General features: G+C 44.1%; 21 protein-coding genes, 1 riboswitch and 1 other annotated feature. Of the genes, 2 read left to right on the forward strand and 19 right to left on the reverse strand.

The features are described from left to right. Nucleotides 1-55: 55 nt before the first annotated feature. Nucleotides 56-245: riboswitch (cobalamin riboswitch) on the reverse strand. Nucleotides 246-280: 35 nt separating this feature from the next. The 11 genes from BLT53_RS13870 to cspD all read right to left on the reverse strand — a co-directional run bounded on the left by BLT53_RS13870 (nt 281) and on the right by cspD (nt 11720). Next, complete coding sequence (locus tag BLT53_RS13870; protein WP_170834350.1) at nt 281-847, reverse strand: GNAT family N-acetyltransferase; 567 nt, start codon at nt 845-847, stop codon at nt 281-283. A 166-nt stretch (nt 848-1013) separates the two neighbouring features. After that, on the reverse strand, nt 1014-2087 hold the full coding sequence (locus BLT53_RS13875) for a tartrate dehydrogenase (RefSeq protein WP_090235637.1): 1074 nt from the start codon (nt 2085-2087) through the stop codon (nt 1014-1016). 204 nt (nt 2088-2291) lie between these two features. Beyond that, a complete protein-coding gene (gene eno, locus BLT53_RS13880) occupies nt 2292-3584 on the reverse strand; it encodes a phosphopyruvate hydratase (protein ID WP_090235638.1) in 1293 nt (430 codons plus the stop codon). Nucleotides 3585-3677: 93 nt separating this feature from the next. Beyond that, a complete protein-coding gene (gene gpmI, locus BLT53_RS13885; protein ID WP_090235640.1) occupies nt 3678-5213 on the reverse strand; it encodes a 2,3-bisphosphoglycerate-independent phosphoglycerate mutase in 1536 nt (511 codons plus the stop codon). Beyond that, on the reverse strand, nt 5206-5967 hold the full coding sequence (gene tpiA / locus BLT53_RS13890; RefSeq protein WP_090235641.1) for a triose-phosphate isomerase: 762 nt from the start codon (nt 5965-5967) through the stop codon (nt 5206-5208). Before tpiA ends, gpmI begins: the two co-directional genes overlap by 8 nt. Nucleotides 5968-6075: 108 nt before the next feature. Next, nucleotides 6076-7260 (reverse strand): phosphoglycerate kinase, encoded by a 1185-nt coding sequence (locus tag BLT53_RS13895; RefSeq protein WP_090235642.1) that lies wholly within the window; start codon nt 7258-7260, stop codon nt 6076-6078. A gap of 192 nt (nt 7261-7452) precedes the next feature. Beyond that, nucleotides 7453-8460, reverse strand: coding sequence for a type I glyceraldehyde-3-phosphate dehydrogenase (gene gap, locus BLT53_RS13900; protein ID WP_090235644.1), 1008 nt, complete (start codon nt 8458-8460; stop codon nt 7453-7455). Between the two features lie 82 nt (nt 8461-8542). Continuing rightward, entirely contained in the window at nt 8543-9565 is a 1023-nt protein-coding gene (locus BLT53_RS13905) for a sugar-binding transcriptional regulator (RefSeq protein ID WP_090235645.1), read from the reverse strand. A 168-nt stretch (nt 9566-9733) separates the two neighbouring features. Beyond that, nucleotides 9734-9985 carry a glutaredoxin family protein gene (locus tag BLT53_RS13910; RefSeq protein WP_425284683.1) on the reverse strand — a complete coding sequence of 84 codons (252 nt, stop codon included), beginning with the start codon at nt 9983-9985 and terminating at the stop codon, nt 9734-9736. Between the two features lie 96 nt (nt 9986-10081). After that, a complete protein-coding gene (rpoN, locus tag BLT53_RS13915; RefSeq protein ID WP_090235647.1) occupies nt 10082-11401 on the reverse strand; it encodes an RNA polymerase factor sigma-54 in 1320 nt (439 codons plus the stop codon). Between the two features lie 118 nt (nt 11402-11519). After that, nucleotides 11520-11720: a cold-shock protein CspD gene (gene cspD, locus BLT53_RS13920; protein ID WP_061971998.1), complete on the reverse strand. Its 201-nt coding sequence runs from the start codon at nt 11718-11720 to the stop codon at nt 11520-11522. 262 nt (nt 11721-11982) lie between these two features. Between cspD and yvfG the strand changes: the two genes are divergently transcribed. Together yvfG and clpP are read left to right on the forward strand one after the other, a co-directional pair. After that, complete coding sequence (yvfG, locus tag BLT53_RS13925; protein ID WP_090235648.1) at nt 11983-12195, forward strand: protein YvfG; 213 nt, start codon at nt 11983-11985, stop codon at nt 12193-12195. Between the two features lie 236 nt (nt 12196-12431). Then, nucleotides 12432-13031, forward strand: a complete 600-nt coding sequence (clpP, locus tag BLT53_RS13930; RefSeq protein WP_061971996.1) for an ATP-dependent Clp endopeptidase proteolytic subunit ClpP — start codon at nt 12432-12434, stop codon at nt 13029-13031. A 218-nt stretch (nt 13032-13249) separates the two neighbouring features. On the opposite strand, the gene BLT53_RS13935 is transcribed toward clpP, so the two are convergent. The 8 genes from BLT53_RS13935 to tyrS all read right to left on the reverse strand — a co-directional run bounded on the left by BLT53_RS13935 (nt 13250) and on the right by tyrS (nt 21339). After that, a complete protein-coding gene (locus BLT53_RS13935) occupies nt 13250-13507 on the reverse strand; it encodes an HPr family phosphocarrier protein (protein ID WP_061971995.1) in 258 nt (85 codons plus the stop codon). Between the two features lie 41 nt (nt 13508-13548). Beyond that, the gene (gene whiA / locus BLT53_RS13940) at nt 13549-14493 is read right to left on the reverse strand and encodes a DNA-binding protein WhiA (RefSeq protein ID WP_090235649.1); all 945 of its coding nucleotides are present in this window, start codon (nt 14491-14493) and stop codon (nt 13549-13551) included. 84 nt (nt 14494-14577) lie between these two features. Continuing rightward, on the reverse strand, nt 14578-15522 hold the full coding sequence (locus BLT53_RS13945; RefSeq protein WP_090235650.1) for a gluconeogenesis factor YvcK family protein: 945 nt from the start codon (nt 15520-15522) through the stop codon (nt 14578-14580). Beyond that, complete coding sequence (gene rapZ / locus BLT53_RS13950) at nt 15523-16398, reverse strand: RNase adapter RapZ (RefSeq protein WP_090235651.1); 876 nt, start codon at nt 16396-16398, stop codon at nt 15523-15525. A gap of 72 nt (nt 16399-16470) precedes the next feature. Continuing rightward, a complete protein-coding gene (locus tag BLT53_RS13955) occupies nt 16471-16929 on the reverse strand; it encodes an NUDIX hydrolase (RefSeq protein WP_090235653.1) in 459 nt (152 codons plus the stop codon). A gap of 239 nt (nt 16930-17168) precedes the next feature. Continuing rightward, the gene (trxB, locus tag BLT53_RS13960; protein WP_090235654.1) at nt 17169-18113 is read right to left on the reverse strand and encodes a thioredoxin-disulfide reductase; all 945 of its coding nucleotides are present in this window, start codon (nt 18111-18113) and stop codon (nt 17169-17171) included. A gap of 100 nt (nt 18114-18213) precedes the next feature. After that, on the reverse strand, nt 18214-19815 hold the full coding sequence (locus BLT53_RS13965) for a tetratricopeptide repeat protein (RefSeq protein ID WP_090235655.1): 1602 nt from the start codon (nt 19813-19815) through the stop codon (nt 18214-18216). Nucleotides 19816-20094: 279 nt separating this feature from the next. Next, complete coding sequence (gene tyrS, locus BLT53_RS13970; protein ID WP_090236895.1) at nt 20095-21339, reverse strand: tyrosine--tRNA ligase; 1245 nt, start codon at nt 21337-21339, stop codon at nt 20095-20097. Between the two features lie 48 nt (nt 21340-21387). Then, nucleotides 21388-21610, reverse strand: a binding site (T-box leader). Between the last annotated feature and the right edge of the window lie 99 nt (nt 21611-21709).

Below are 21709 nucleotides of genomic sequence, written 5' to 3' on the forward strand. Positions count from 1 at the left end.
ATCAACAGTAACTCATTTTTCAATGATTACAATTGCTTCACCTTTTCCTCGAAGGATCGCACATGAGGCTAAGGCAGGTCTCCTGACTCTCGGTCATCGAACATCTTCTCCTTCCCATTCTTTTACGAACAGTGGATATAAAAAAAGCTCTACCGATTACAGTGGCGGGACCGCGCTGGACTTGAACCAGCTTCCCTTTTAACGTTTTATTTGACATAAAACAGACCTTAACCGTTATTCAGCTATTTTCATTATAACGCTTTGCCATAAAATGAAAAGGTTAATTTACGGCCGCCTGACGGGCAGACTTAATTACGTGCTCCTGCCAGTCTGATTTCAGGAGGCCAAGCACATGTATATCATAATAATTGTCTTCATCATAATGAGCCAGCCGCCGGATCCCTTCTCTTTTAAAACCAAGAGATTCAAGGAGATGCAGGCTTCTCTCATTATATTCGTATACCTCTGCATCAATCCTGTGGGTTTCCTCCTGAAATAGATGGTGAAATATCCCTTTCAAAGCTTCGCGCATATATCCTTTTCCCCGCTCTTCGCCCAGTCCGAACCGAAGCCACCCGAAACGCTGATTGCTCCCCATCCAGTTAAAGCGAATATATCCCACCGGCTTCCCGCTTTTCTTTTCCATTACCATGACATAGGTTTCATTTGGGTGTACAAGGCTTTTTTCAATATCCTGCCTCTGGTTGCCTTCATTGATTATGGTCATGCTTCCCGTAGACATCTTCCGAAATAAAGGATCGCTTTTCCAGTGAGCAATGACCCCTGCATCACTCGTTAGGATGTCGCGGATGTAGAGCCGCTCAAGGTTCATTTCGAACATCGACATGTACCTCATTCCCCCTTCCATCTCAAAAATACTAGTGCTGTACTTATCATAATATGAGTCTATGTAACAAGGAATATCTTTCTTGATCATTTTCATCAAACCTGTTTAATTAACATATATGGAATCAGAAAAAGCAGGCCACATTTTAACATGACCTGCTTCTTTATCATTTTGAAAGTGCTTCGCTTTTTAGCAGCCGTGCGCAAATCTCATCTGCAACCGCATTGGTTGTAGATGTCCCACCGATATCCGGAGTTTTAAATTGATCCTCTGTGACTTCCTCAATGACTTCAAGCAATCTTTTCCCAAGTTCAACTTCACCGAAATGATCCAGCATCATTTTGGCTGTCCATATCTGCCCGATCGGATTGGCAATATTTTTTCCAACAATGTCAGGAGCAGAGCCATGGACCGGCTCAAACATGGAAGGATACTTTCCATTTACATTCAAATTGGCAGCCGGAGCAATTCCGATGCTTCCCATAATGGCTCCGCCGATATCGGTTAATATATCACCGAACAAATTACTTGCCACGATTACGTCAAAGATTTCCGGTTTCGTGACGAAGGCCGCTGCCAAGGCATCGATATGATAAGAGGCGGTTCCGATATCAGAATAATCCTTTTGTACATCCCGAAACACTTCATCCCAGAACGGCATCGAATGAACAATACCATTGGATTTGGTAGCAGACGTCACATGTTTCTTACGCTGTTTGGCAAGGTCAAATGCATACCTCATTGCCCTTTCTGTACCCTTTCTTGTAAAAACCGCATTCTGTATCGCTGTTTCATCCTTGCCGCTGTGAATCCTTCCTCCAACTTCACTGTACTCCCCTTCACTGTTCTCTCGCACAACTATGAGATCAAAATCTTTTGGGTTGACGAGTGGTGATCGAAGTCCTTTGAAATATTTAGCCGGACGAATATTGATCGTTTGCTCAAATGCCCTTCTTATTTTAATGAGAAGGCCCCATAAGGAGATATGATCGGGAACGATATCCGGATTTCCCACAGCTCCCAGAAAGATGGCATTAAAATTTTTTAGCGTTTCAAGGCCTGTCTCCGGCATCATTACTTCATGCTCAAGATAATATTCACAGCTCCATGGAAATTCAGTAAAGGTAAATTTCAAGCCGCCGTGGAGCTCAGCGATAGTGTTCAGAACGTTTAGTGAAGCCGGAACCACTTCTTTACCTATCCCGTCTCCCGGTATAACAGCAATTTCAAAATACTTCAATACCATTTCCTCCTCTTTCCGTTAACTTACGTGTCCGTTTTCATTATGGGCCTTGTTGTTTAAATTTTCAATCTTATTGATGCTGCTGATCGTCGTTGCCGCCTGGCTCCCCATCTTCTATTAGCTCTGGATTTCGTTTACTACCTAATAAATTAAAAACCAGGCTGGAACCATATGGTTCCAGCCTGGTTTATGTTACTAAATTTACTTTTTAAGGTTGTAGAATGCGCTCAAACCAGGGTAGCGGCTGATACTTGCCAATTCGTCTTCGATACGAAGCAATTGGTTATATTTCGCTACACGGTCCGTACGGGACGGAGCACCTGTTTTGATTTGGCCGGCGTTTGTTGCTACAGCGATGTCCGCGATTGTGCTGTCTTCACTTTCACCAGAACGGTGAGAGATAACTGCAGTGTAGCCTGCACGTTTTGCCATCTCGATCGCGTCGAATGTTTCAGTCAACGTACCGATTTGGTTCACTTTGATCAGGATGGAGTTACCCACGCCTTGCTCAATTCCTTGAGCCAGTTTGTTTGTGTTAGTTACGAAAAGGTCATCCCCAACAAGCTGAACTTTGTCGCCAAGACGGTCAGTCAACAACTTGTGGCCTTCCCAGTCGTTTTCATCCAAGCCATCTTCGATTGAGATGATTGGGTACTTAGAAACAAGATCTTCATAAAAAGCAACCATTTCTTCAGAAGATTTAACTACACCCTCACCAGAAAGGTGGTATTTTCCGTCTTCTTTGTTAAAGAGCTCGGAAGAGGCAACGTCCATTGCCAAACGAACTTCTTCACCAGGCTTGTATCCTGCTTTTTCAATAGCTTCCATGATTGTTTGAAGCGCTTCTTCGTTAGAAGAAAGGTTAGGAGCGAATCCGCCCTCGTCACCAACAGCTGTATTCAATCCTTTATCTTTAAGAACGGATTTCAGGCTGTGGAAGATTTCAGCACCCATACGAAGTGCTTCTGAGAAAGTCGGTGCGCCAACAGGCATTACCATGAATTCCTGGATGTCGACGTTGTTGTCCGCATGCTCTCCACCGTTCAGGATGTTCATCATTGGAACTGGAAGAGTTTTAGAGTTGAATCCTCCAAGATACATGTATAGAGGAATACCAAGAAGGTCTGCAGCAGCTCGCGCAACCGCCATGGAAACACCAAGGATAGCGTTAGCTCCCAATTTCCCTTTGTTTTCAGTTCCATCAAGCTCGATCAACGTTTTGTCGATTCCGACTTGATCCAATGCATCGTAGCCAATCAATTCAGGAGCGATAATGGTATTTACGTTATCTACTGCTGTTTTTACACCTTTGCCAAGGTACCGGCCTTTGTCACCGTCACGAAGCTCAACTGCTTCATATTCACCTGTTGATGCACCGCTTGGAACGATGGCACGGCCGAATGCACCGGACTCTGTGTAAACTTCTACTTCTACTGTTGGATTCCCGCGGGAGTCCAATACTTCTCGAGCGTAAACTTCAATAATTGCTGACATAGTTATTCTCTCCTTTTCAATTGTGGTTAATATTTTAGGATCAGGCGAACTTCCAGGGGCCCTCTGTCGGTTGCCAAATCCCGGTTCCATGAATCAATCTTTGATTAATGTTTCGCCTGTCATTTCTTTCGGCTGCTTGCCGCCTAGCAATGTCAGGAATGTCGGAGCGAGATCGGCAAGTTTGCCTCCGTCCCGAAGTTCAATATCTTTTTTCGTTACAATAACCGGCACGGGGTTGGTAGTGTGAGCGGTCATCGGCTTGCCTTCGAGCGTTACCACTTCATCAGAGTTTCCGTGGTCTGCTGTAATAATGGCATAACCGTCTTTTTCAAGAATGGCATCGACTACTTTGCCAAGACATTCGTCGACAGCTTCAATTGCTTTAATTGTAGGCTCGAGCTTCCCGGAATGTCCGACCATATCCGGATTGGCAAAGTTCAAAATAATCGCGTCATGCTTTTCAGCTTCGATCTCTTTCACTAAAGCATCGGTTACTTCATATGCACTCATTTCCGGCTTCAAGTCATACGTCGCTACTTTTGGAGAGTCAATCAGAATCCGAGTTTCACCTTCAAATTCAGCTTCGCGTCCGCCGCTGAAGAAGAACGTGACGTGCGGGTATTTTTCTGTCTCTGCAATACGCAGCTGCTTGTAGTTTTGCTGAGACAGGACTTCACCGAGTGTGTTATCGAGGTTCGTCGGCTTGAATGCAACATCCCCTTTTACCGTTTCACTGAAGTTTGTCAGGCAGACAAAGTGAATGTCCTTGGGAAACTTGTCTCCACGGTCAAATCCGCGAAAGTCTTCGTTTGTGAACACCTGGGAAATCTGAATGGCACGGTCCGGACGGAAGTTACAGAATATAATTGAATCTCCATCCTGAATGGTAGCCACCGGTGTTCCGTCTTCGTTCTTGAGAACGGAAGGAAGAACGAACTCATCGTAGATTTCATTTTTGTAGGAGTCATCCACAACTTCAAGCGGATCGGTATAATCAGGTCCTTCACCATAAACCATGGCACGGTATGATTTTTCTACACGATCCCACCGCTTGTCGCGGTCCATTGAATAGTAACGGCCGGACAAGGTGGCAATTTGTCCTACACCAAGTTCTTTCATTTTATCAAGCGTCTCTTGGATGTAGCCTTTTGCTGATTGCGGAGGAACGTCCCTTCCGTCCAGGAAGCCATGAAGGTAGACCTTTTCCACTCCCTGTTTTTTGGCCGTTTCAAGCAAGGCAAAAATATGGTCGATGTGACTATGGATTCCGCCATCTGAAAGAAGACCGAAAATATGAAGCTTTGTCCCCTTTTTCTTCACAACGTCCATGGCATCAATGAACGTTGGGTTTTCATAGAACTCCCCTTCTTTAATCGCAAGGTTTACACGGGTCAGACTCTGGTAAACAATGCGGCCTGCACCAATATTCAAGTGCCCGACTTCAGAGTTCCCCATTTGTCCCGGAGGAAGCCCAACAGCTTCACCACATGCAGTCAAATGATTGTGGGGATACGTTTCCCAATATCGGTCAAAGTTTGGTTTCTTTGCATGCGCTACCGCATTTCCTTTTTTCTCATCGCGGCATGCAAATCCATCAAGAATAATCAGTGCTACAGGTTTGTTAGGCATTGTTTACACCTTCCAAAAGTTGAAGGAAAGACTGCGGTTCAAGGCTTGCTCCTCCAACAAGAGCTCCATCAATATCAGACATGCCCATCAATTCTTTGATGTTGCCTGGCTTTACACTGCCGCCGTACTGGATACGGACTGCGTCTGCCGCTTCTTGTGAGAACTGTTCGGCAATGACATTGCGGATATAAGCGCATACTTCATTCGCATCTTCAGAAGAAGCCGTTTTTCCAGTGCCGATAGCCCACACTGGCTCATAAGCAACCACTGTACGTTTGACTTGTTCTTCAGAAAGGCCTTGAAGTCCTTTTTCCGTTTGAGTCTTAACGACATCTTTTGTCTGGTCAGCTTCACGCTGTTCAAGCGTTTCACCAACACACACGATTGGAGTCAATCCATGTGAGAATGCCGCCTTTGTTTTTTGGTTAACAAGCTCATCTGTTTCACCAAAATATTCACGGCGTTCAGAATGGCCAAGAACAACATAGCCAACTCCAAGATCCTTCAGCATAACCGGGCTGATTTCCCCCGTAAATGCTCCGCTTGCTTCATAGTGCATGTTTTGTGCACCTACTCCAAGTTCTGTCCCCTTTGATGCTTGTACAAGAGCGTCAAGGAACAATGCCGGAGCACAAACGACAGAATCCACTGTGTCAGCAGACGGGATGGATCCTTTCACTTCCTCGACAAATGCTTTTGCCTCTGAAAGTGTTTTGTTCATTTTCCAGTTTCCTGCAATAATCGGTTTTCGCATGTTTTTCACCTTCCTAAGAACGTACAAAGTGCCCGCAAGGTTCAGGGGACAATGCGGGAAATTGCACAAATCTTCGTCGATTTCGTTTCAAAAGCAATACTAAAGAACTTACTTGTCGTTCAGTGCGGTAACTCCTGGAAGCTCTTTGCCTTCCATGAATTCAAGAGAAGCACCGCCACCTGTGGAGATGTGGCTCATTTGATCAGCATAGCCAAACTTTTCAACGGCTGCTGCAGAATCTCCACCGCCAATCACACTGTAAGTGTCTTTTGCTTCAGCAAGTGCTTCTGCAATGGAACGGGTTCCTTTAGAGAACGCATCAATTTCGAAAACGCCCATTGGACCATTCCATATCACAAGCTTCGAATTTTTAATGGTGTTTTGGTACTTTTCAATCGTTTTCGCACCAATATCAAGACCTTCCCAGTCAGATGGGATGGAATCAATGCCTACTACTTTTGTATTGGCATCATTAGAAAAATCGTCCGCAACAAGGATATCTTCAGGAATCAGGAAGTTCACGCCTTTTTCCTTCGCTTTCTCCATAAAGCTTTTCGCAGTTTCGATTTTGTCTTCTTCGAGCAGGGATTTACCAATATCATAGCCTAGCGCTTTGATAAATGTATAGCCCAAACCTCCGCCGATGATCAGGTTGTCCACCTTATCAAGAAGGTTATTGATAACATCAATTTTGTCCTTTACTTTTGCGCCGCCAATGATGGCTGTAAACGGACGTTCAGGATTGGAAAGAGCTTTTCCAAGTACATCAAGCTCCTTTTCCATCAAAAAGCCTGCAACTGCCGGAAGAAGCTTTGCAACTCCCTCCGTGGATGCATGAGCACGGTGAGCAGCACCGAACGCATCATTCACATAAACATCTGCCAATTCAGCAAACTTTTGCGCCAATTCAGGATCATTCTTTTCTTCTCCAGGATAAAAACGGACATTTTCAAGAAGGATGACGTTTCCGTTCTCAAGGCCAGTCAGCGCCTTTTTCACTTCTTCCCCGTACGCTTCATCTGTTTTAACAACTTCTTTTCCAAGAAGATTGCTCAAACGCTGGGCTACCGGGTTTAAACGAAGCTCTTCCACCACTTGGCCTTTCGGTCGTCCAAGATGGCTGGCCAACAGCACTTTGGCCCCTTGCTCTGTTAAGTATTGAATCGTTGGGAGAGCCGCACGAATTCGAGTATCGTCGGTAATTTCCCCTTTTTCCATCGGAACGTTAAAGTCAACGCGGCAGAACACCACTTTGCCGTTAACATCGATGTCACGAACTGTTTTCTTGTTCATAAGTATAACCTCCTGACAGTCTTGAATAGAGAAGAAGAGAATCCTTGGTTCACAACCTAGTTTAACCTAAAACAGGCATGAGAAAACGGGAAGTTCAGATCAATACCCGCCTCCCATAAAATCTGTGGTTTCAAAGGAAAGAGGGTAAGGGCTTTTAACAACCCTTCCCCTCCAGTTTAATTCTCTCTTTTATTAAAGTCCTTTTTTAGCAATAAAGTCAACAAGGTCTACAACACGGTTGGAATAACCAGTTTCATTGTCATACCAAGAAATAACTTTTACCATGTTGCCTTCCATAACCATTGTAGAAAGACCATCAACTGTAGAAGAGTTAGTGTTTCCGTTATAGTCAGTTGAAACAAGCGGCTCGTCGCTGTATCCGAGAATTCCTTTAAGCGGGCCGGCTGCGGCTTCTTTCAATGCTGCATTTACTTCGTCAGCAGAAACTTCTTTGTCAAGCTCTGCAACAAGGTCAACTAGTGATACGTTTGGTGTAGGTACACGCATTGCCATACCGTTAAGTTTTCCTTTAAGCTCTGGAAGTACAAGTGAAACGGCTTTTGCAGCACCAGTTGTTGTAGGAATGATGTTTTCTGCAGCAGCACGTGCACGACGGTAATCTTTGTGCGGAAGATCAAGGATCTGTTGGTCATTTGTGTAAGAGTGAACAGTAGTCATCATACCGCGTTTGATACCGAATTTTTCGTTAAGAACCTTAGCGAATGGTGCAAGGCAGTTTGTTGTACAAGAAGCGTTGGAAAGAACGTGGTGGCTTCCAGCTTCGTATTTGTCTTCGTTAACACCCATTACGATTGTGATGTCTTCATCGCTTGCAGGAGCAGAGATGATAACTTTTTTAGCGCCAGCTTCAAGGTGTTTAGCAGCATCCGCACGTTTAGTGAAACGTCCAGTAGATTCAACTACTACTTCTACACCAAGGTCTCCCCATCCCAATTGAGCCGGGTCGCGCTCAGCCAATACTTTGATTTCTTTTCCGTTTACGATTAGTGAATTTTCACCAACTTCAACAGAAGCATCAAGTTTGCCATGCACAGTGTCATGCTTTAATAGGAAAGCAAGCATGTTTGCATCCGTTAAATCATTTACAGCCACTACTTCAACCTCAGGGTTGTTTAGTGCTGCACGAAATACGTTACGACCAATACGGCCAAATCCATTAATACCAACTTTAGTTGCCATTTAAAATGACCTCCTTAATTTTTAGAAGAAAAAATATAGTTAAAGAGCAATGCCCTTTAGTCACAAAAAGTTACATAGATTTTCATGTTCCTGAAAGAAGTTTATTAGCGGCTCCTTCATCAGTCACCAGCACTTTTTTCGGACCATGCTTCATAAATGCTGCAATGGCTTCTGCTTTTGAAGAACCACCGGCAACAGCCATGATAAAATCACTATGCTTCAGGTCGTTCAATTGAAGACCTATTGTTCGAACGCGGTGGACGACTTCTCCTTTTTGATTGAAGTAGTAGCCAAACGCCTCCGCTACGGCTTTTTCGCGTTCGAGTTTTTCGAGCACAGCAGAAGAAGAATTTCTTCTGTTTGCCATTGTTTTAGCATCGCCAATCCCATGGATGACTATACTTGCGGAATGAATCAGTTCCATCACTTCTTTTACCCCGGGTTCTTCCATTAGTGAGAGGTAGGTTTCCTTGCTCAGCTGATCGGGCAAATGAAGCAGACGGTATTTTCCCCGGGCTTTTGCCGCCATGGTCGAACAAATGGTGTTCGCCTGGTTTTCGACTTTTTCACCAAGACCGCCTCTGGCCGGTACAAACAGAAGGTCCTGGTCTTTCGTCCCGGGTGTCATCATTTCAGCGACTGAGGCAGTGGTAGTTCCACCAGTTACCGCAATCACATGGTGACCGATGAGCTCCAGCTTAAGCCTCATGGCAGCCGCTTTCCCCATTTCGTTTTTAATCCATGGCTCTTTATCACTATCGCCCGGAACAATAATCACTTCTGACAAACTTAAGTTTTCCCTTAACCTCATTTCTAAAACGCGAAGTCCGGAAAGTTCATTAATAAGAACTTCAAGCCGTTCAAGAACACTTAATCCTTCTTGTGTCAGTGACATTCCTCCAGGAAGAATGGACAGCAGCCCCTGATCTTTCAAAAAGTTAACTTCGGAACGGAGAACCCTTTCCGTCATATTAAGGTTAACTGCAAGATTTCGTCTGCCGATTGGTTCATGGAAACGAACAATTTTTAAAATGCTGTACCGTTTTGTCATGACTTCCAGAAGATCTGGTAAAAGCTTCTTCTGTACTTCTATTAAATCGTTCATCGTGCATTCCCCTATCTTGTAAACGGCAGAACATCAGAGGAGTCCAATACCACAGGGACATAAATCGTCCCGGATAGTCATTTAACGTCCCGACTGGGCAATAAAAAAATGACTATCGTTTAAGTCTTCTTCATTCTAACAAAAGATGTGACAACATTTCAACAAAAATTACTTATTAATTGTTAGTAAGCGCTTTCTTAGGCTCTCTTTATTGATTTGTCCGTATTGAAGCTCTTCACCCTCTGCCGCTATTACCGGGATCATCAGCCCGTATTTTTCAATCAGTTCGTCTGACTGGTAAATATCAATCTTGCGGATCTCCAATGGCATTTCTTCCTGGAGCTCCTTTAATATCATATGTGCTTTATCGCAAAGAGGACAGTGCTTTTTTGTATAAAAGGAAATGGTAATTGGACTCATTTAGTTGTTCCCCCATTGGCTTCGTTTTATTCATCTAATTTTACCATGTTTTTCTTTTAACAAAAAAGAAAAAACAGCTCTATGGGTTAAGAGCTGTCATGAGTACCTTTTCCGTTTGGATGAAGAAGGAATATTCAATTCTTCTCTATATTTCGCTACAGTTCTTCTTGAAATACTTAACCCTTTTTCCGAGATCAGCTTTTCGGCGATCGCCTGGTCCGAAAGAGGTTTGGCTTTGTCCTCGGAATCAACCAGTCTTTTGATCGCGAGCTTTGCGGTTTGTGCAGATGCATTCTCTCCGCCTACTGTTTCGATCTTGGCTGTGAAAAAATACTTTAGTTCAAACGCTCCTCTTGGCGTCTGAATGACTTTGTTTTTGACTGCCCGGCTGACAGTCGATTCGTGCATACCGATCCGGTCAGCGACTTCCCTCAAGGTCATGGGAACAAGGTGCTCCGGTCCCCACTTTAAAAATCGCTGCTGAGCTGATACAATCTCTTTGGCAATCATGATCAGCGTATTTTTCCGCTGTTCCAGGCTCTTTTGCAGCCATTGAAGCTTTTGGAAGTGTTCCTGCAAGTATTGGGCAGCCCCGCCGGCTTTGGTTTGAAGAAGATCGGCATAGCCTTCATTCAACCGGATTTTGGGCATGAATTGTTCGTTAACGGCAAGGGAATAGCTCCCATTGTTCTCAGTGACGGATAAATCGGGATACAGGTAACCCAAATCAGATGGCTGTGAGAGTTTCCTGCCTGGTTTAGGATCAAGTGACTGAATAAAGTCTGCTGCCTGTTCAGCCTCCTGGACGGTTACAGCGAGCAAACTTGCAATATGCCTCAGTTTTCTCTCTGCAAGCAGATCCAGATAGTGATCCGCCACCTGATACGGCAGATCGTGCTCTGACATCCCCAATGCCCTCATCTGAAGAATCAGGCATTCCCTTAGGTTTCTTGCTCCTATTCCAGCCGGCTCCAGCTGATGCAGCCAATCTATGCACTCATGAAATAAAGCAGAAGAAATGGAAAAGCGTTCAAGCATTTCCTCCTTGGTAATGTCCAGATACCCTGCCTGGTCTATATTCAGTATTAAGTAACGCACCACAGCCGCCTGGTTTTCAGGAATAGGCATATCAAGCACCTGATGAAGAAGATGGTCATGCATGGTTAATTCGGCCGGCTGCATCCTCCCGATCATGTCGGCATCCTGGTGAGAACGGTCTTTTTGAAGCGCTTTCTTTTTACTGTTCTCGAAAACAGCGGATGATTCGGATAACTCGATTAGCGGGTTCTCTACCGCCTGTTCCTGTAAAAAACGAGAAAGTTCATAGCAAGGATATTGCAGGATGGCAATGGCCTGGCGAAGCTCAGCTGTCATAACAAGACTTAAGTTTTGTTGTTGGAATAAACCCAGCTCCATACGAATCCCTCCTATAGCTATGATACTACAGATTCGCAAAGCACAACACTGTTTCTTAATAGAAGCTGTTTCAAAAAAAAACAAAAAAGAGCCAAGACTGGCTCTTTTTATCACGCTATTAAAGTTTAGTAACGTTAGCAGCTTGTGGTCCGCGAGCACCTTCAACGATTTCGAAAGATACTTCTTGACCTTCGTCTAAAGATTTGAAACCTTCAGATTGGATTGCAGAAAAGTGTACGAATACATCGTCTCCGCCTTCAACTTCGATGAAGCCGAATCCTTTTTCTGCGTTAAACCATTTTACTTTCCCGTTTTGCATGGGTATATCCTCCTGTCAGCGCGTTTAAAGCGCTTTAAAAATTGGAACCATGTTACATTGCTACTAACTAAAAGCAAAACATTTACCGTTTACATCCAGCATCATAACACGTATATGGTCAGCACAACTATATCACGGGAATTTCCAATTGTCAAAAGAAGGAGAAATATTATTTAATGTTTATACCATGAAATTTTTCATTAGGGTAGTAACAGGGAATCTGATACGATATAGACAGTTGGAAAAAAGGAGTGCTAAAACAATGGCTGAACAATTTTCAGTGAAATTTTTTGAAGAGAACTTTTCGCAATATATCGAGCGGAACAAAGATGTGTTCACAAAATCCCACGCCATGAACGCCTACTACCGCTCTATTGTGGGAACCCTCATCAACGACCATTTAAATAAGAATGGAGAAATTGTCAGGCGGATCCGCAACCTGGAAGAGGCGTACAACAATATTAAAAATTCGTAAACGGCGGACGGTTAGATACCTGACAACACTCTTTATCTATGAAAACTTTAGGTGGGATACGTTTAAATCCCGGCAACCCGGGAATGATGATGATAGTCCAAACATATTGTTAAATAAAGGATTGTTACGCCTCTACATAGAATTAACAACTAAGAAGCTTTTTGTTTGACCTTTTTTGACCTTTTTTGTATGATGGCAGTAACACATGAAAACACACCCTATAAGGAGGATTATTCATGAATTTAATTCCTACAGTTATTGAACAAACAAACCGTGGCGAACGCGCATATGATATTTACTCCCGTCTGTTAAAAGACCGTATTATCATGCTTGGAAGCGGGATTGATGACAATGTGTCAAACTCCATCGTGGCCCAGTTGCTCTTCCTGGCTGCCGAGGACCCTGAAAAGGATATTTCCCTTTACATAAACAGTCCTGGCGGATCCATTACAGCTGGTATGGCGATTTATGACACCATGAACTTTATTAAGCCCAATGTTTCAACGATCTGCATTGGTATGGCTGCTTCCATGGGAGCATTCCTGCTCGCAGCCGGTGAAAAAGGAAAACGTTATGTCCTTCCGAACTCCGAAGTAATGATTCACCAGCCGCTCGGCGGAACACGCGGTCAGGCAACGGATATCGAAATTCATGCCCGCCGTATCATCCAAATGCGTGAACAGCTAAACAAGATTCTTTCTGAAAGAACTGGCCAGCCGCTTGAAGTCATCGAACGCGACACCGACCGCGACAACTTTATGCTAGCTGAAGATGCTGTAAAATACGGATTGGTTGACCGAGTGATTTCCTCTGTCGAAGATCCAAAAAACCTTTAACACAATAAAAAAGCCGCTCGCCAATGAGCGGCTTTTTTCAATTTGGAGGGTGGAATGAATTTTTACAACATCCTGATTTCAATCGGCGTGATTGTTATCGTATTGCTGATTCTTGCGATGTTTGCCAAAATAAAAAAATAACAAAAGGGCAAAAGTGAAATAACGATGATCTCGTTTCATCGCAAGCCGCTTTTGCCCTTTTTTATTTGTTGCTTGTCCTAGTCACGTTCTGTAATAAAAGCTTCAAGCCCTTTCATGGCTTCTTCTTCATCATGGCCGCTCACAGAGATGGTAATATCCACGCCCGAACCAATGGCAAGACTCATGATACCCATAATGCTTTTTGCGTTTACACGCTTTCCGTCTTTTTCAACAAACACTTCAGAATTGTAACGGTTCGCTTCCTGAACAAACAAGGCTGCGGGACGAGCTTGCAGTCCAGTTTTCAATTGAACGGTTACCTGCTTTTCAATCATGGCTGTTCCTCCTTAAAAAATATATAAAATGATGGGATGCTTTATTTAGAAATGGGTTGGCCTAAACGAATTTTGTTAGCGATTTCATCGATCTTACGCAGACGGTGATTGACACCGGATTTGCTGACAGGTCCGGAGGAAACCATTTCCCCAAGCTCTTTCAAAGTAATTTCCTGATGAGCCACCCGGAGTTCGGCAATTTCACGGAGCTTATCGGGAAGCACCTCAAGTCCAACCTCATTTTCAATAAACTTAATGTTTTCAACCTGCCTCATCGCCGCACCGACGGTTTTATTCAGGTTGGCTGTTTCACAGTTTACCAGACGGTTCACCGAGTTTCTCATATCCTTTAAAATCCTTACATCCTCAAAATACAGCATCGCATTGTGCGCCCCGATCAGAGTCAGGAATTCGGATATTTTTTCTCCGTCCTTCAAATAAATAATATATCCCTTTTTTCGCTCTAGCATTTTTGCTTTAAGGTCAAACGTATTCATCAATTCGCAAAGAGCAGCAGTGTGCTCTTCATACATGGAAAAAATCTCGAGATGATAGCTTGTCTCAGGATGGTTAATGGAGCCGCCTGCAAGAAAAGCTCCTCTCATGTATGATCGGCGGCAGCACGCTTTCTTTTGAATTTCATCTGCAATGCCGCGATTAAATGTAAAGGTTTCATTTATAATATTTAAATCCTCAAGCAGAGTCCTTGCTTCCCGGGTCAGCCTGACAATATAGACATTGTTCTTTTTCAGCCTCATCTTTTTTCGGACAAGAAGCTCCACATGAAAGGAATATACTCTCTTAATCAATGTATAAATCCGACGGGCGATTGCTGCATTTTCAGTTGGAATGTCTAAAACGATCTGACGGTTGGAAAAAGAAATGGAGCCATTCATCCGAATCAATGCCGCCAGTTCCGCCTTTGCACAGCAATCTTTGATCTCGAGCTTTGTTAGTTCTTTCTTGGTTTCTGCTGCAAATGACATCTTTTTCTCACCCCTCTCCTGTCCTGTACGGTAACGTGAGGGTAACTCTGCTGCTGTCAGCCTGAATTTCTGATTATATTCTCCTTACAGCAACGAAAGAAGAAGTTCAGATACACGTCTCGCATCATGGCGTACTAATGTTCCGTATTGAATTATATTATCACTAATAATGTCAAAACCAAAAGATTTTAAACGTTCCATATCACATAGAACCTGCTCGGCTCCTTCTTCCCGATAAAGCTCAAGAAACTCGGCAGGTATAATTTCATTGTTCACAATCACTACATCAATGATTTTTTTCCCAAAATGATCAATCAGTGCCTGCACATGGTCACTGGCTGAAAAATGGTTGGTTTCTCCTTTTTGGGTCATGGCGTTGCAGACATAAACTCTAGGCACCGTTGACTTAGAGACCGCCTCCCGAATACCCCCAACCAATAAATTGGGAAGGATGCTCGTATAAAGGCTTCCCGGTCCAACAACGATTAAGTCTGCCTCATTGATCGCATCTACGCTTGCCTGAAGAGGTTCTATATGGTCAGGTGTCAAAAATACACGTTTGATTCGTTTGTTCCGCAAAGGAATTTTTGATTCACCTGTGATGATCGATCCATCTTCATATTCTGCGTTTAAAATAACACTTTTATTAGCTGCCGGAAGCACTTGTCCACGTACATTTAAAACTTTGCTTAATTCCTTGATTCCCATGACGAAATCCCCTGTGATATCATGCATGGCAGCAAGCAGCAAATTGCCGAGGGAGTGCCCGGTAATGCCGTCACCCGTTGTAAACCGGTGTTGGAAAAGCTGTTCCACAAGCGGTTCTACCTCTGATAAGGCGGCAAGAACATTGCGTATGTCGCCAGGAGGGGGCATGTCGTAATCTTTTCTAAGACGCCCTGAGCTTCCGCCGTCATCAGCGACCGTTACGATGGCTGTGATATCAACCGGAAACCTTTTTAAGCCCCTTAAAAGAACAGAGAGCCCTGTCCCCCCACCCAGGACGACGACTTTTGATATTGGTTTCATTTATGACTTATCCTTTCCCATGTCCCGATGGCTGCTTAACGTTACAAATTCCTTGGACAGAGCGTTTTTAATGTACTCTGCCAGAGCAACCGAACGGTGCTTGCCTCCTGTACAGCCGATTCCGATGATCAGCTGGCTTTTTCCTTCCCGCTTATATTGCGGGATCATGAAGTTTAACAAATCGATCAGCTTTTCAAGAAACGTCTTGGTTTCCGGCCAGCGCAGTACATATTCTGAGATATCCGGTTCAAGCCCCGTCCTTGGACGCATATGATCGATGTAATGCGGGTTCGGCAAAAACCGTACATCGAACACGAGATCCGCATCAATCGGCATTCCGTATTTAAACCCGAATGACATAACGTTCACTGTAAACGGATGCGATTTTTCCGGTGAAAAACGCTCAATGATTTTTTCGCGCAATTGAATCGGTTTCAGGTCAGTCGTGTCGATAACCTGCTGTGCACGGCCCTTCAGTTCTTCAAGCATTTCCCTTTCCTGCATGATGCCCTGAAGAGGGTTTCCGCTTTTCGCCAGCGGATGCGACCGCCGTGTTTCTTTATATCTGCGGACAAGTGCGGCATCTTTGCTTTCCAGATAAATAATTTGCGGCTGAATGTGCGAATGAACAGGAAGCTGGTCCAGCGTTGTAAACAGCTGGTCAAAAAACTCGCGGCCCCGTAGGTCCATAACAAGCGCCACCTTGTTCAGCTTCCCATGCGACTCTTCCATAAGCTCTACAAATTTAGGCAGAAGTGCGGGCGGAAGATTATCAACACAGAAGAAACCAAGGTCTTCAAAGCTCTGCATCGCTACGGTTTTTCCGGCACCTGACATCCCTGTAATGATTACCATTTGTACATCCTGCTTTTCCATGGCCGCTCTCCCCCTTGTCGGATGGTTTTGTCTATAATGTATGTGAAGTTCCGGCTCTTTGATAACCGTTTGTTATGCCGGATCAAGGCGATACGATAAAAGTTCAAAATCCGGTGTATACGTGAACGTTCCAAAAATCATGCCTGTTCCGGTGAGGACATAGTCAAGAATGTGATGATCACCAGGAGCCATCGGCAGGTTTCTCACTTCTGCAGCAGGTTTCCAGGCAAGCTTCCCTTCTTCACTTTCTTCCAATGCTTCTCCTTCAGCTTCGGTTGCTAAAAAGGTGAACATCATCCATTCAGAAATAATCTTGTCCTGCTCTTTAATAATAAAATTAAATACGCCTTTCAATTGTGGATTCTTGATATAGATTCCTGTTTCTTCCCGATATTCCCGGATGACTGAATCTCTGATGGATTCCTCTGACTCCATCTTCCCGCCTGGCGCAACCCACCAGCCTCTTCTTGGTTTTTGCAGGAGGAGCACTTCATTTTCTTTAACTAGCACACAGTTTGTTACTCTTTGCACAATGTTCACCTCGATAAGCTGTTACATTAACTTTAGTATACTAAAAATGGGGGTCCCTAACAACGAACTCGTTCCGTCATTTTCCGAGGGTTTTTGCCAGCCTCCACAAAAAAAGGGCGCGGAAGCTATCCGCGCCAAAGTCTTGCACTTTTATAAAAAGGGGGTCAATTTCTTACTTTTCATAGTACTCCTTTTTTATTTCACCACTGTTACATTCTGATTAAAACACAATTACGGATTCACGCTTTGATCCGTTCCTTCAATTCCTCAACATAATGCTGTGCAGACTGCGCCGCGATACTGCCATCACCAGTTGCGGTTACAATCTGGCGCAATGTTTTCTCCCTGATATCTCCGGCAGCGAAAATTCCGGGAACTCTGGTTTCCATTAACTCGTTGGTTTCCACATAACCTGCCTCATTTGTAATTCCGAGGTTGAGGAACGCTCCGTTTAACGGAAGCATACCAACATAGATAAATACGCCATCCGCACCAAATTCACGTTCTTCACCTGTTTCCGTGCTTACAAGGATCAATTTGTTGACCTTGTTGTTTTCTCCGTGAATTTCCTTTACGGTGTGGTTCCACAGGAAATCCACCTTGTCATTATCAAACGCACGCTGTTGAAGAATTTGTTGTGCACGCAGTTTGTCACGTCGGTGTACGATTGTAACCTTGCTCGCAAATCGGGTGAGATATACTCCCTCTTCTACTGCGGAGTCTCCTCCGCCCACCACGACAAGTTCTCTGTTTTTGAAGAACGCTCCATCACAAACCGCACAGTAGGAAACACCGCGTCCTCCGAATTCTTTTTCTCCGGGCACGCCAAGTTTTTTGTACTCTGCACCAGTTCCGATGATAATGGAACGCGCCTTGAATTCTTTGCTTCCAGTCACAACTGTTTTATATTCTTCACCATCGATAATTTCTTTTACATCGCCATAGGCATATTCTGCCCCGAACTTTTTGGCATGTTCAAACATTTTATTGGATAACTCAGGCCCCAGGATGGTTTCAAATCCCGGATAGTTCTCTACATCTTCGGTATTGGCCATTTGTCCACCCGGAATTCCGCGCTCAAGCATCAATGTGCTGAGGTTTGCCCGTGATGTATAGACAGCAGCTGTCATACCGGCGGGACCTGCTCCGATGATTAGTACGTCGTAAATTTTCTCTTCACTCATCTTGATCCACTCCTTTTGTCCATCCCCAGAACATGTCTTTAGATATCGGTTATTGTACCTACATGGTATAGGGCAAAAGCGATTTCGTCCATCGATTTGCTCAATCCACCCGTTCCAGGCCCCTTTTAATAAACTGAATACGGGAGGCTAGCATGGAAACCGTGATTCCATACAACTCTGCAATTTGGCGCTGCGAAGCTCCGTCTTTTCTTTTCCTCGCTACATAATCGATCGCTGCAGCAATAGCCGTATGATTCCTTAAAAGGGAACTGTCGGAACGGGCCAAAATCATGGTTTCAAGCCACAGAAACGTAACATCATCATCAATCGATGCGCCATTTTCCTTTAAAATAGACAAAATGTTTAATCCGCTTGCCACAATTGGTGACATGGATTCAACCTGTTGTTCACCGTCTTCTCGTTTAATGGAAACTGGCATTTCAGGGTCCATTTCTAGTAAAAGATGGGCTGCAACTTCCTTCAGAACCGAATGCTCTTCAAGCCTGCCGCAAAATGCCTTGAGCATTTCAATGTTTTCCTCGCTATTGTTCCCCCTCATCAGGGTTAAATGCACCAATTTATTTTTTTGAAGGCCGCGCGCCACATTGTTAAATCGCTGCACAAAGTCGCCTTTTTGCGCCATTTCCTGTTTGACCATCCAAGGCACCCGATACTGGTAATCTGTTCCTGTGACCGTAAGTAATCCTTCTCTTGCCTGTTTTAAATAGTAAGGCGCCACCTGTCCATCGGGATCGATTTCCTGGGCCTTTGACCAGCAATTGAGGGCCCGTTCCTGCTTTCCTGTGGCAAAATAAGAAACTGCCAGGAAATGAAGATAGGCCGGGTCATTCAAATAGTAATGCTTGTTGATGGAAGCCAGCCAGCGGTTCGCATAGTCATGCTCATTGAAATACCCGAAGGTACTGCCCAGCTTGTAACGATGATCGGGATGGATGGGGAAAACTTTCTTCAGGCTCTCCACCAGCTGTGCTGCTTCATCGATCCGGCCAAGTTGTTCATAAAAAATAGCTAGGTTGCACAAAGCATTTAAGTTGCCTGGGTTTTTCTCAAGAATCTGGTTCAGCACGCCCAATGCTTCGTCATATTCTTTTAAATAAAAATGGGTCAATGCAAGATTGTTATAGGCCGCCCAGAACGAAGGATGCTTGCGGATCAAGTCTGCCAGCTGACCCTTTGCTTCGGCAAGATCACCGTTTTCAATACTGCTCCGTGCCTCTTCATGCCCGACAATCAGCTCCTCTTCTTCTGTCAGCGGCTCGCTTCCGGTTTCAAAGTGGATGAGATCCAGCAACTCAAGTGCATCATCAACAAATTCGCCGTCCGGGTCCTTTCTCATGTAAAGAGAAGCGTATGTTTCGGCCTCTGCAAACATTCCCATATGCGCATAATTGTTTGCCATAAAAAAATAGCATTCACTAATGTCCTGTCCCATTGTTTCAAGAACCTGGTCCAAATACAGGTTTGATCTATCATATTCACCCAGCTCGGCCAATGTGGTGGCCAGCTGGCAATAAAATGTCGGTTCTTCCGGCTGTAAATACACTGCCCGTTCAAAAAAACGCTTTGCTTTATTTAAATCCTTTTTCTGATAAGCTTTAATACCCCGGTGGAAATAGTCTGTTCCATCCTGCATGAAAGGAAGTATTCGCATGTCACTTTCCGCGTGTTTTTCCTTTTTCATTCTTTCCTCCAACTCTATGTAAAAAGGTCCATTACATAGCCTTTTTTTCTCTCCGTTCAATTCAACCCAAAAAAGTATACCACACACCAAAAGTGTCTTGCATACCCTTTTTGTAACTTTGTCAAGGAAACTTTCGACAAAGGTTTTTTTTCAACTTCATATTCCTTTATAAACAGATAAAATCGATTTCGCAATATGGATGTTGCAGACACTTTTTGTCATTAATTTCTTCTTGACAGAACATCACCGCCTCCCAAAAAGGGAAACGGTGATGATGATCTATAACGTAATTTTTAAAAACTTTCTTTTTCCTACTTGAATGATTGTATCATTTTTTATTTCAATCTCAAGTGATATGTTTGCCACTTTTTCCCCGTTCAGTTTAATTCCTCCGTTTTGGATCATTTTGCGCGCTTCGCTTTTCGATGGAAGCAGTTCCAGCTCAACAATCAGATCGACTACCAGGATTTTGGGAGCTTTTTTCCATACGATGGTTGGTAGATCGTCAGGAAGATTTCTCTTTTGAAAAACCTGCTGAAAATGCTGGACCGCTCCCACTGATGCCTTCCTTCCATGAAACATCGTCACGAAGTTTTCACCAATCATGATTTTGGCATCACGAGGATGAAGATTGCCGCTCTTCAAATCCTTCTTCAGCTGTTTCTTTTTCTCAAGATCAAAATCGGTGGCCAAATCGATGTATTTAGGAATCAACTCGTCAGGAATACTCATCGTTTTCCCAAACATATCATTGGGTTCATCCTGAATGCCAATGTAATTGCCCTTGGATTTTGACATTTTTTCCACCCCGTCAAGCCCTTCTAATAAGGGCAGCAGTATGACCGCCTGCTTTTCTTTTTTGTAGTGCTCCTGAAGCTGCCGCCCCATCAATACATTAAAATGCTGATCGGTTCCGCCTAGCTCAATATCGCTTTCCAAAACGACTGAATCATATCCCTGCATTAACGGGTAAAAAAATTCGTGGAGTGAAATGGGCTTTCCTGTGGAGATTCGCTGGCTAAAATCATTCCGTTCGAGCAGCCTGGCAACAGTGATACTGCCCGCCAGCCGAATGACTTCCTCAAAGTTCAGCAGGCTCAGCCAATGGGAATTATAGTGAAGATCCACTTTCTCCATATCCAGCACGTTTCCAAACTGCTCAACGTACGTCTCTGCATTATGCTTCACCTCTTCATCTGTCAGCTGCTTTCGGGCGGCTGACTTACCGGTGGGATCCCCGATTTTCCCTGTAAAATCGCCGACAATCAGTTGGATGATATGACCGTTTTGCTGAAACTGCTTCAGTTTTTGCAGCACGACGGTATGCCCGATATGAACATCCGGAGCGGAAGGATCCACACCCAGCTTTACTTTTAAAGGCTTCTTTTCAAGCAGCGATTTGGCGATCTTCTGCTTCAGCTCAAGGGCAGGAACGATTTTGTTCACGCCATTGGCATACAAAGCATACTGCCTCTCCATCTCTTTTCTTTGGACTGCAGACAGCTGTTCAATACTTTTGTTCATGAAAACCATTCCTTTCTGATTAATATAAAAAAACCACATCCCTCCTATAAAAGGGACGTGGTTTTTCACGCGGTACCACCCTTGTTGAAGCATCGCTTCCACTCGGTGAAATAACGGTTCATGCCGTTCTTTGTTACGATCCACAGGATCCGGACCTTCACAAAGAAAGTTCGAGGAGGTAATTCATAAGGGTCTGTGTACCGGTTTGCACCTGCCACCGGCTCTCTAGAACAGGGAGACCGCTACTACTCGTTCCTCTCATTACTTTTCACGAAATTGGTTTCTCATAAGTTTAGTGTATTGGGCAAGTGATTACAAGTAGAAAATTAACATATTTTTGAAATTAGTTTAGGCTGCACGCAATTCCCAT

Source organism: Fictibacillus solisalsi (assembly GCF_900103485.1).
Classification (GTDB): Bacteria; Bacillota; Bacilli; order Bacillales; family Fictibacillaceae; genus Fictibacillus_C; species Fictibacillus_C solisalsi.

Bases quoted from the DNA above. Each gene is read 5' to 3' on its own strand.
- BLT53_RS13870 (WP_170834350.1), bottom strand. From the start codon at position 847: ATGTCGATGTTCGAAATGAACCTTGAGCGGCTCTACATCCGCGACATC.
- eno (WP_090235638.1), bottom strand. From the start codon at position 3,584: ATGTCAGCAATTATTGAAGTTTACGCTCGAGAAGTATTGGACTCCCGC.
- gpmI (WP_090235640.1), bottom strand. From the start codon at position 5,213: ATGCCTAACAAACCTGTAGCACTGATTATTCTTGATGGATTTGCATGC.
- tpiA (WP_090235641.1), bottom strand. From the start codon at position 5,967: ATGCGAAAACCGATTATTGCAGGAAACTGGAAAATGAACAAAACACTT.
- BLT53_RS13895 (WP_090235642.1), bottom strand. From the start codon at position 7,260: ATGAACAAGAAAACAGTTCGTGACATCGATGTTAACGGCAAAGTGGTG.
- gap (WP_090235644.1), bottom strand. From the start codon at position 8,460: ATGGCAACTAAAGTTGGTATTAATGGATTTGGCCGTATTGGTCGTAAC.
- BLT53_RS13905 (WP_090235645.1), bottom strand. From the start codon at position 9,565: ATGAACGATTTAATAGAAGTACAGAAGAAGCTTTTACCAGATCTTCTG.
- BLT53_RS13910 (WP_425284683.1), bottom strand. From the start codon at position 9,985: ATGAGTCCAATTACCATTTCCTTTTATACAAAAAAGCACTGTCCTCTT.
- rpoN (WP_090235647.1), bottom strand. From the start codon at position 11,401: ATGGAGCTGGGTTTATTCCAACAACAAAACTTAAGTCTTGTTATGACA.
- cspD (WP_061971998.1), bottom strand. From the start codon at position 11,720: ATGCAAAACGGGAAAGTAAAATGGTTTAACGCAGAAAAAGGATTCGGC.
- yvfG (WP_090235648.1), top strand. From the start codon at position 11,983: ATGGCTGAACAATTTTCAGTGAAATTTTTTGAAGAGAACTTTTCGCAA.
- clpP (WP_061971996.1), top strand. From the start codon at position 12,432: ATGAATTTAATTCCTACAGTTATTGAACAAACAAACCGTGGCGAACGC.
- BLT53_RS13935 (WP_061971995.1), bottom strand. From the start codon at position 13,507: ATGATTGAAAAGCAGGTAACCGTTCAATTGAAAACTGGACTGCAAGCT.
- whiA (WP_090235649.1), bottom strand. From the start codon at position 14,493: ATGTCATTTGCAGCAGAAACCAAGAAAGAACTAACAAAGCTCGAGATC.
- BLT53_RS13945 (WP_090235650.1), bottom strand. From the start codon at position 15,522: ATGAAACCAATATCAAAAGTCGTCGTCCTGGGTGGGGGGACAGGGCTC.
- rapZ (WP_090235651.1), bottom strand. From the start codon at position 16,398: ATGGAAAAGCAGGATGTACAAATGGTAATCATTACAGGGATGTCAGGT.
- trxB (WP_090235654.1), bottom strand. From the start codon at position 18,113: ATGAGTGAAGAGAAAATTTACGACGTACTAATCATCGGAGCAGGTCCC.
- BLT53_RS13965 (WP_090235655.1), bottom strand. From the start codon at position 19,815: ATGAAAAAGGAAAAACACGCGGAAAGTGACATGCGAATACTTCCTTTC.
- tyrS (WP_090236895.1), bottom strand. From the start codon at position 21,339: ATGAACAAAAGTATTGAACAGCTGTCTGCAGTCCAAAGAAAAGAGATG.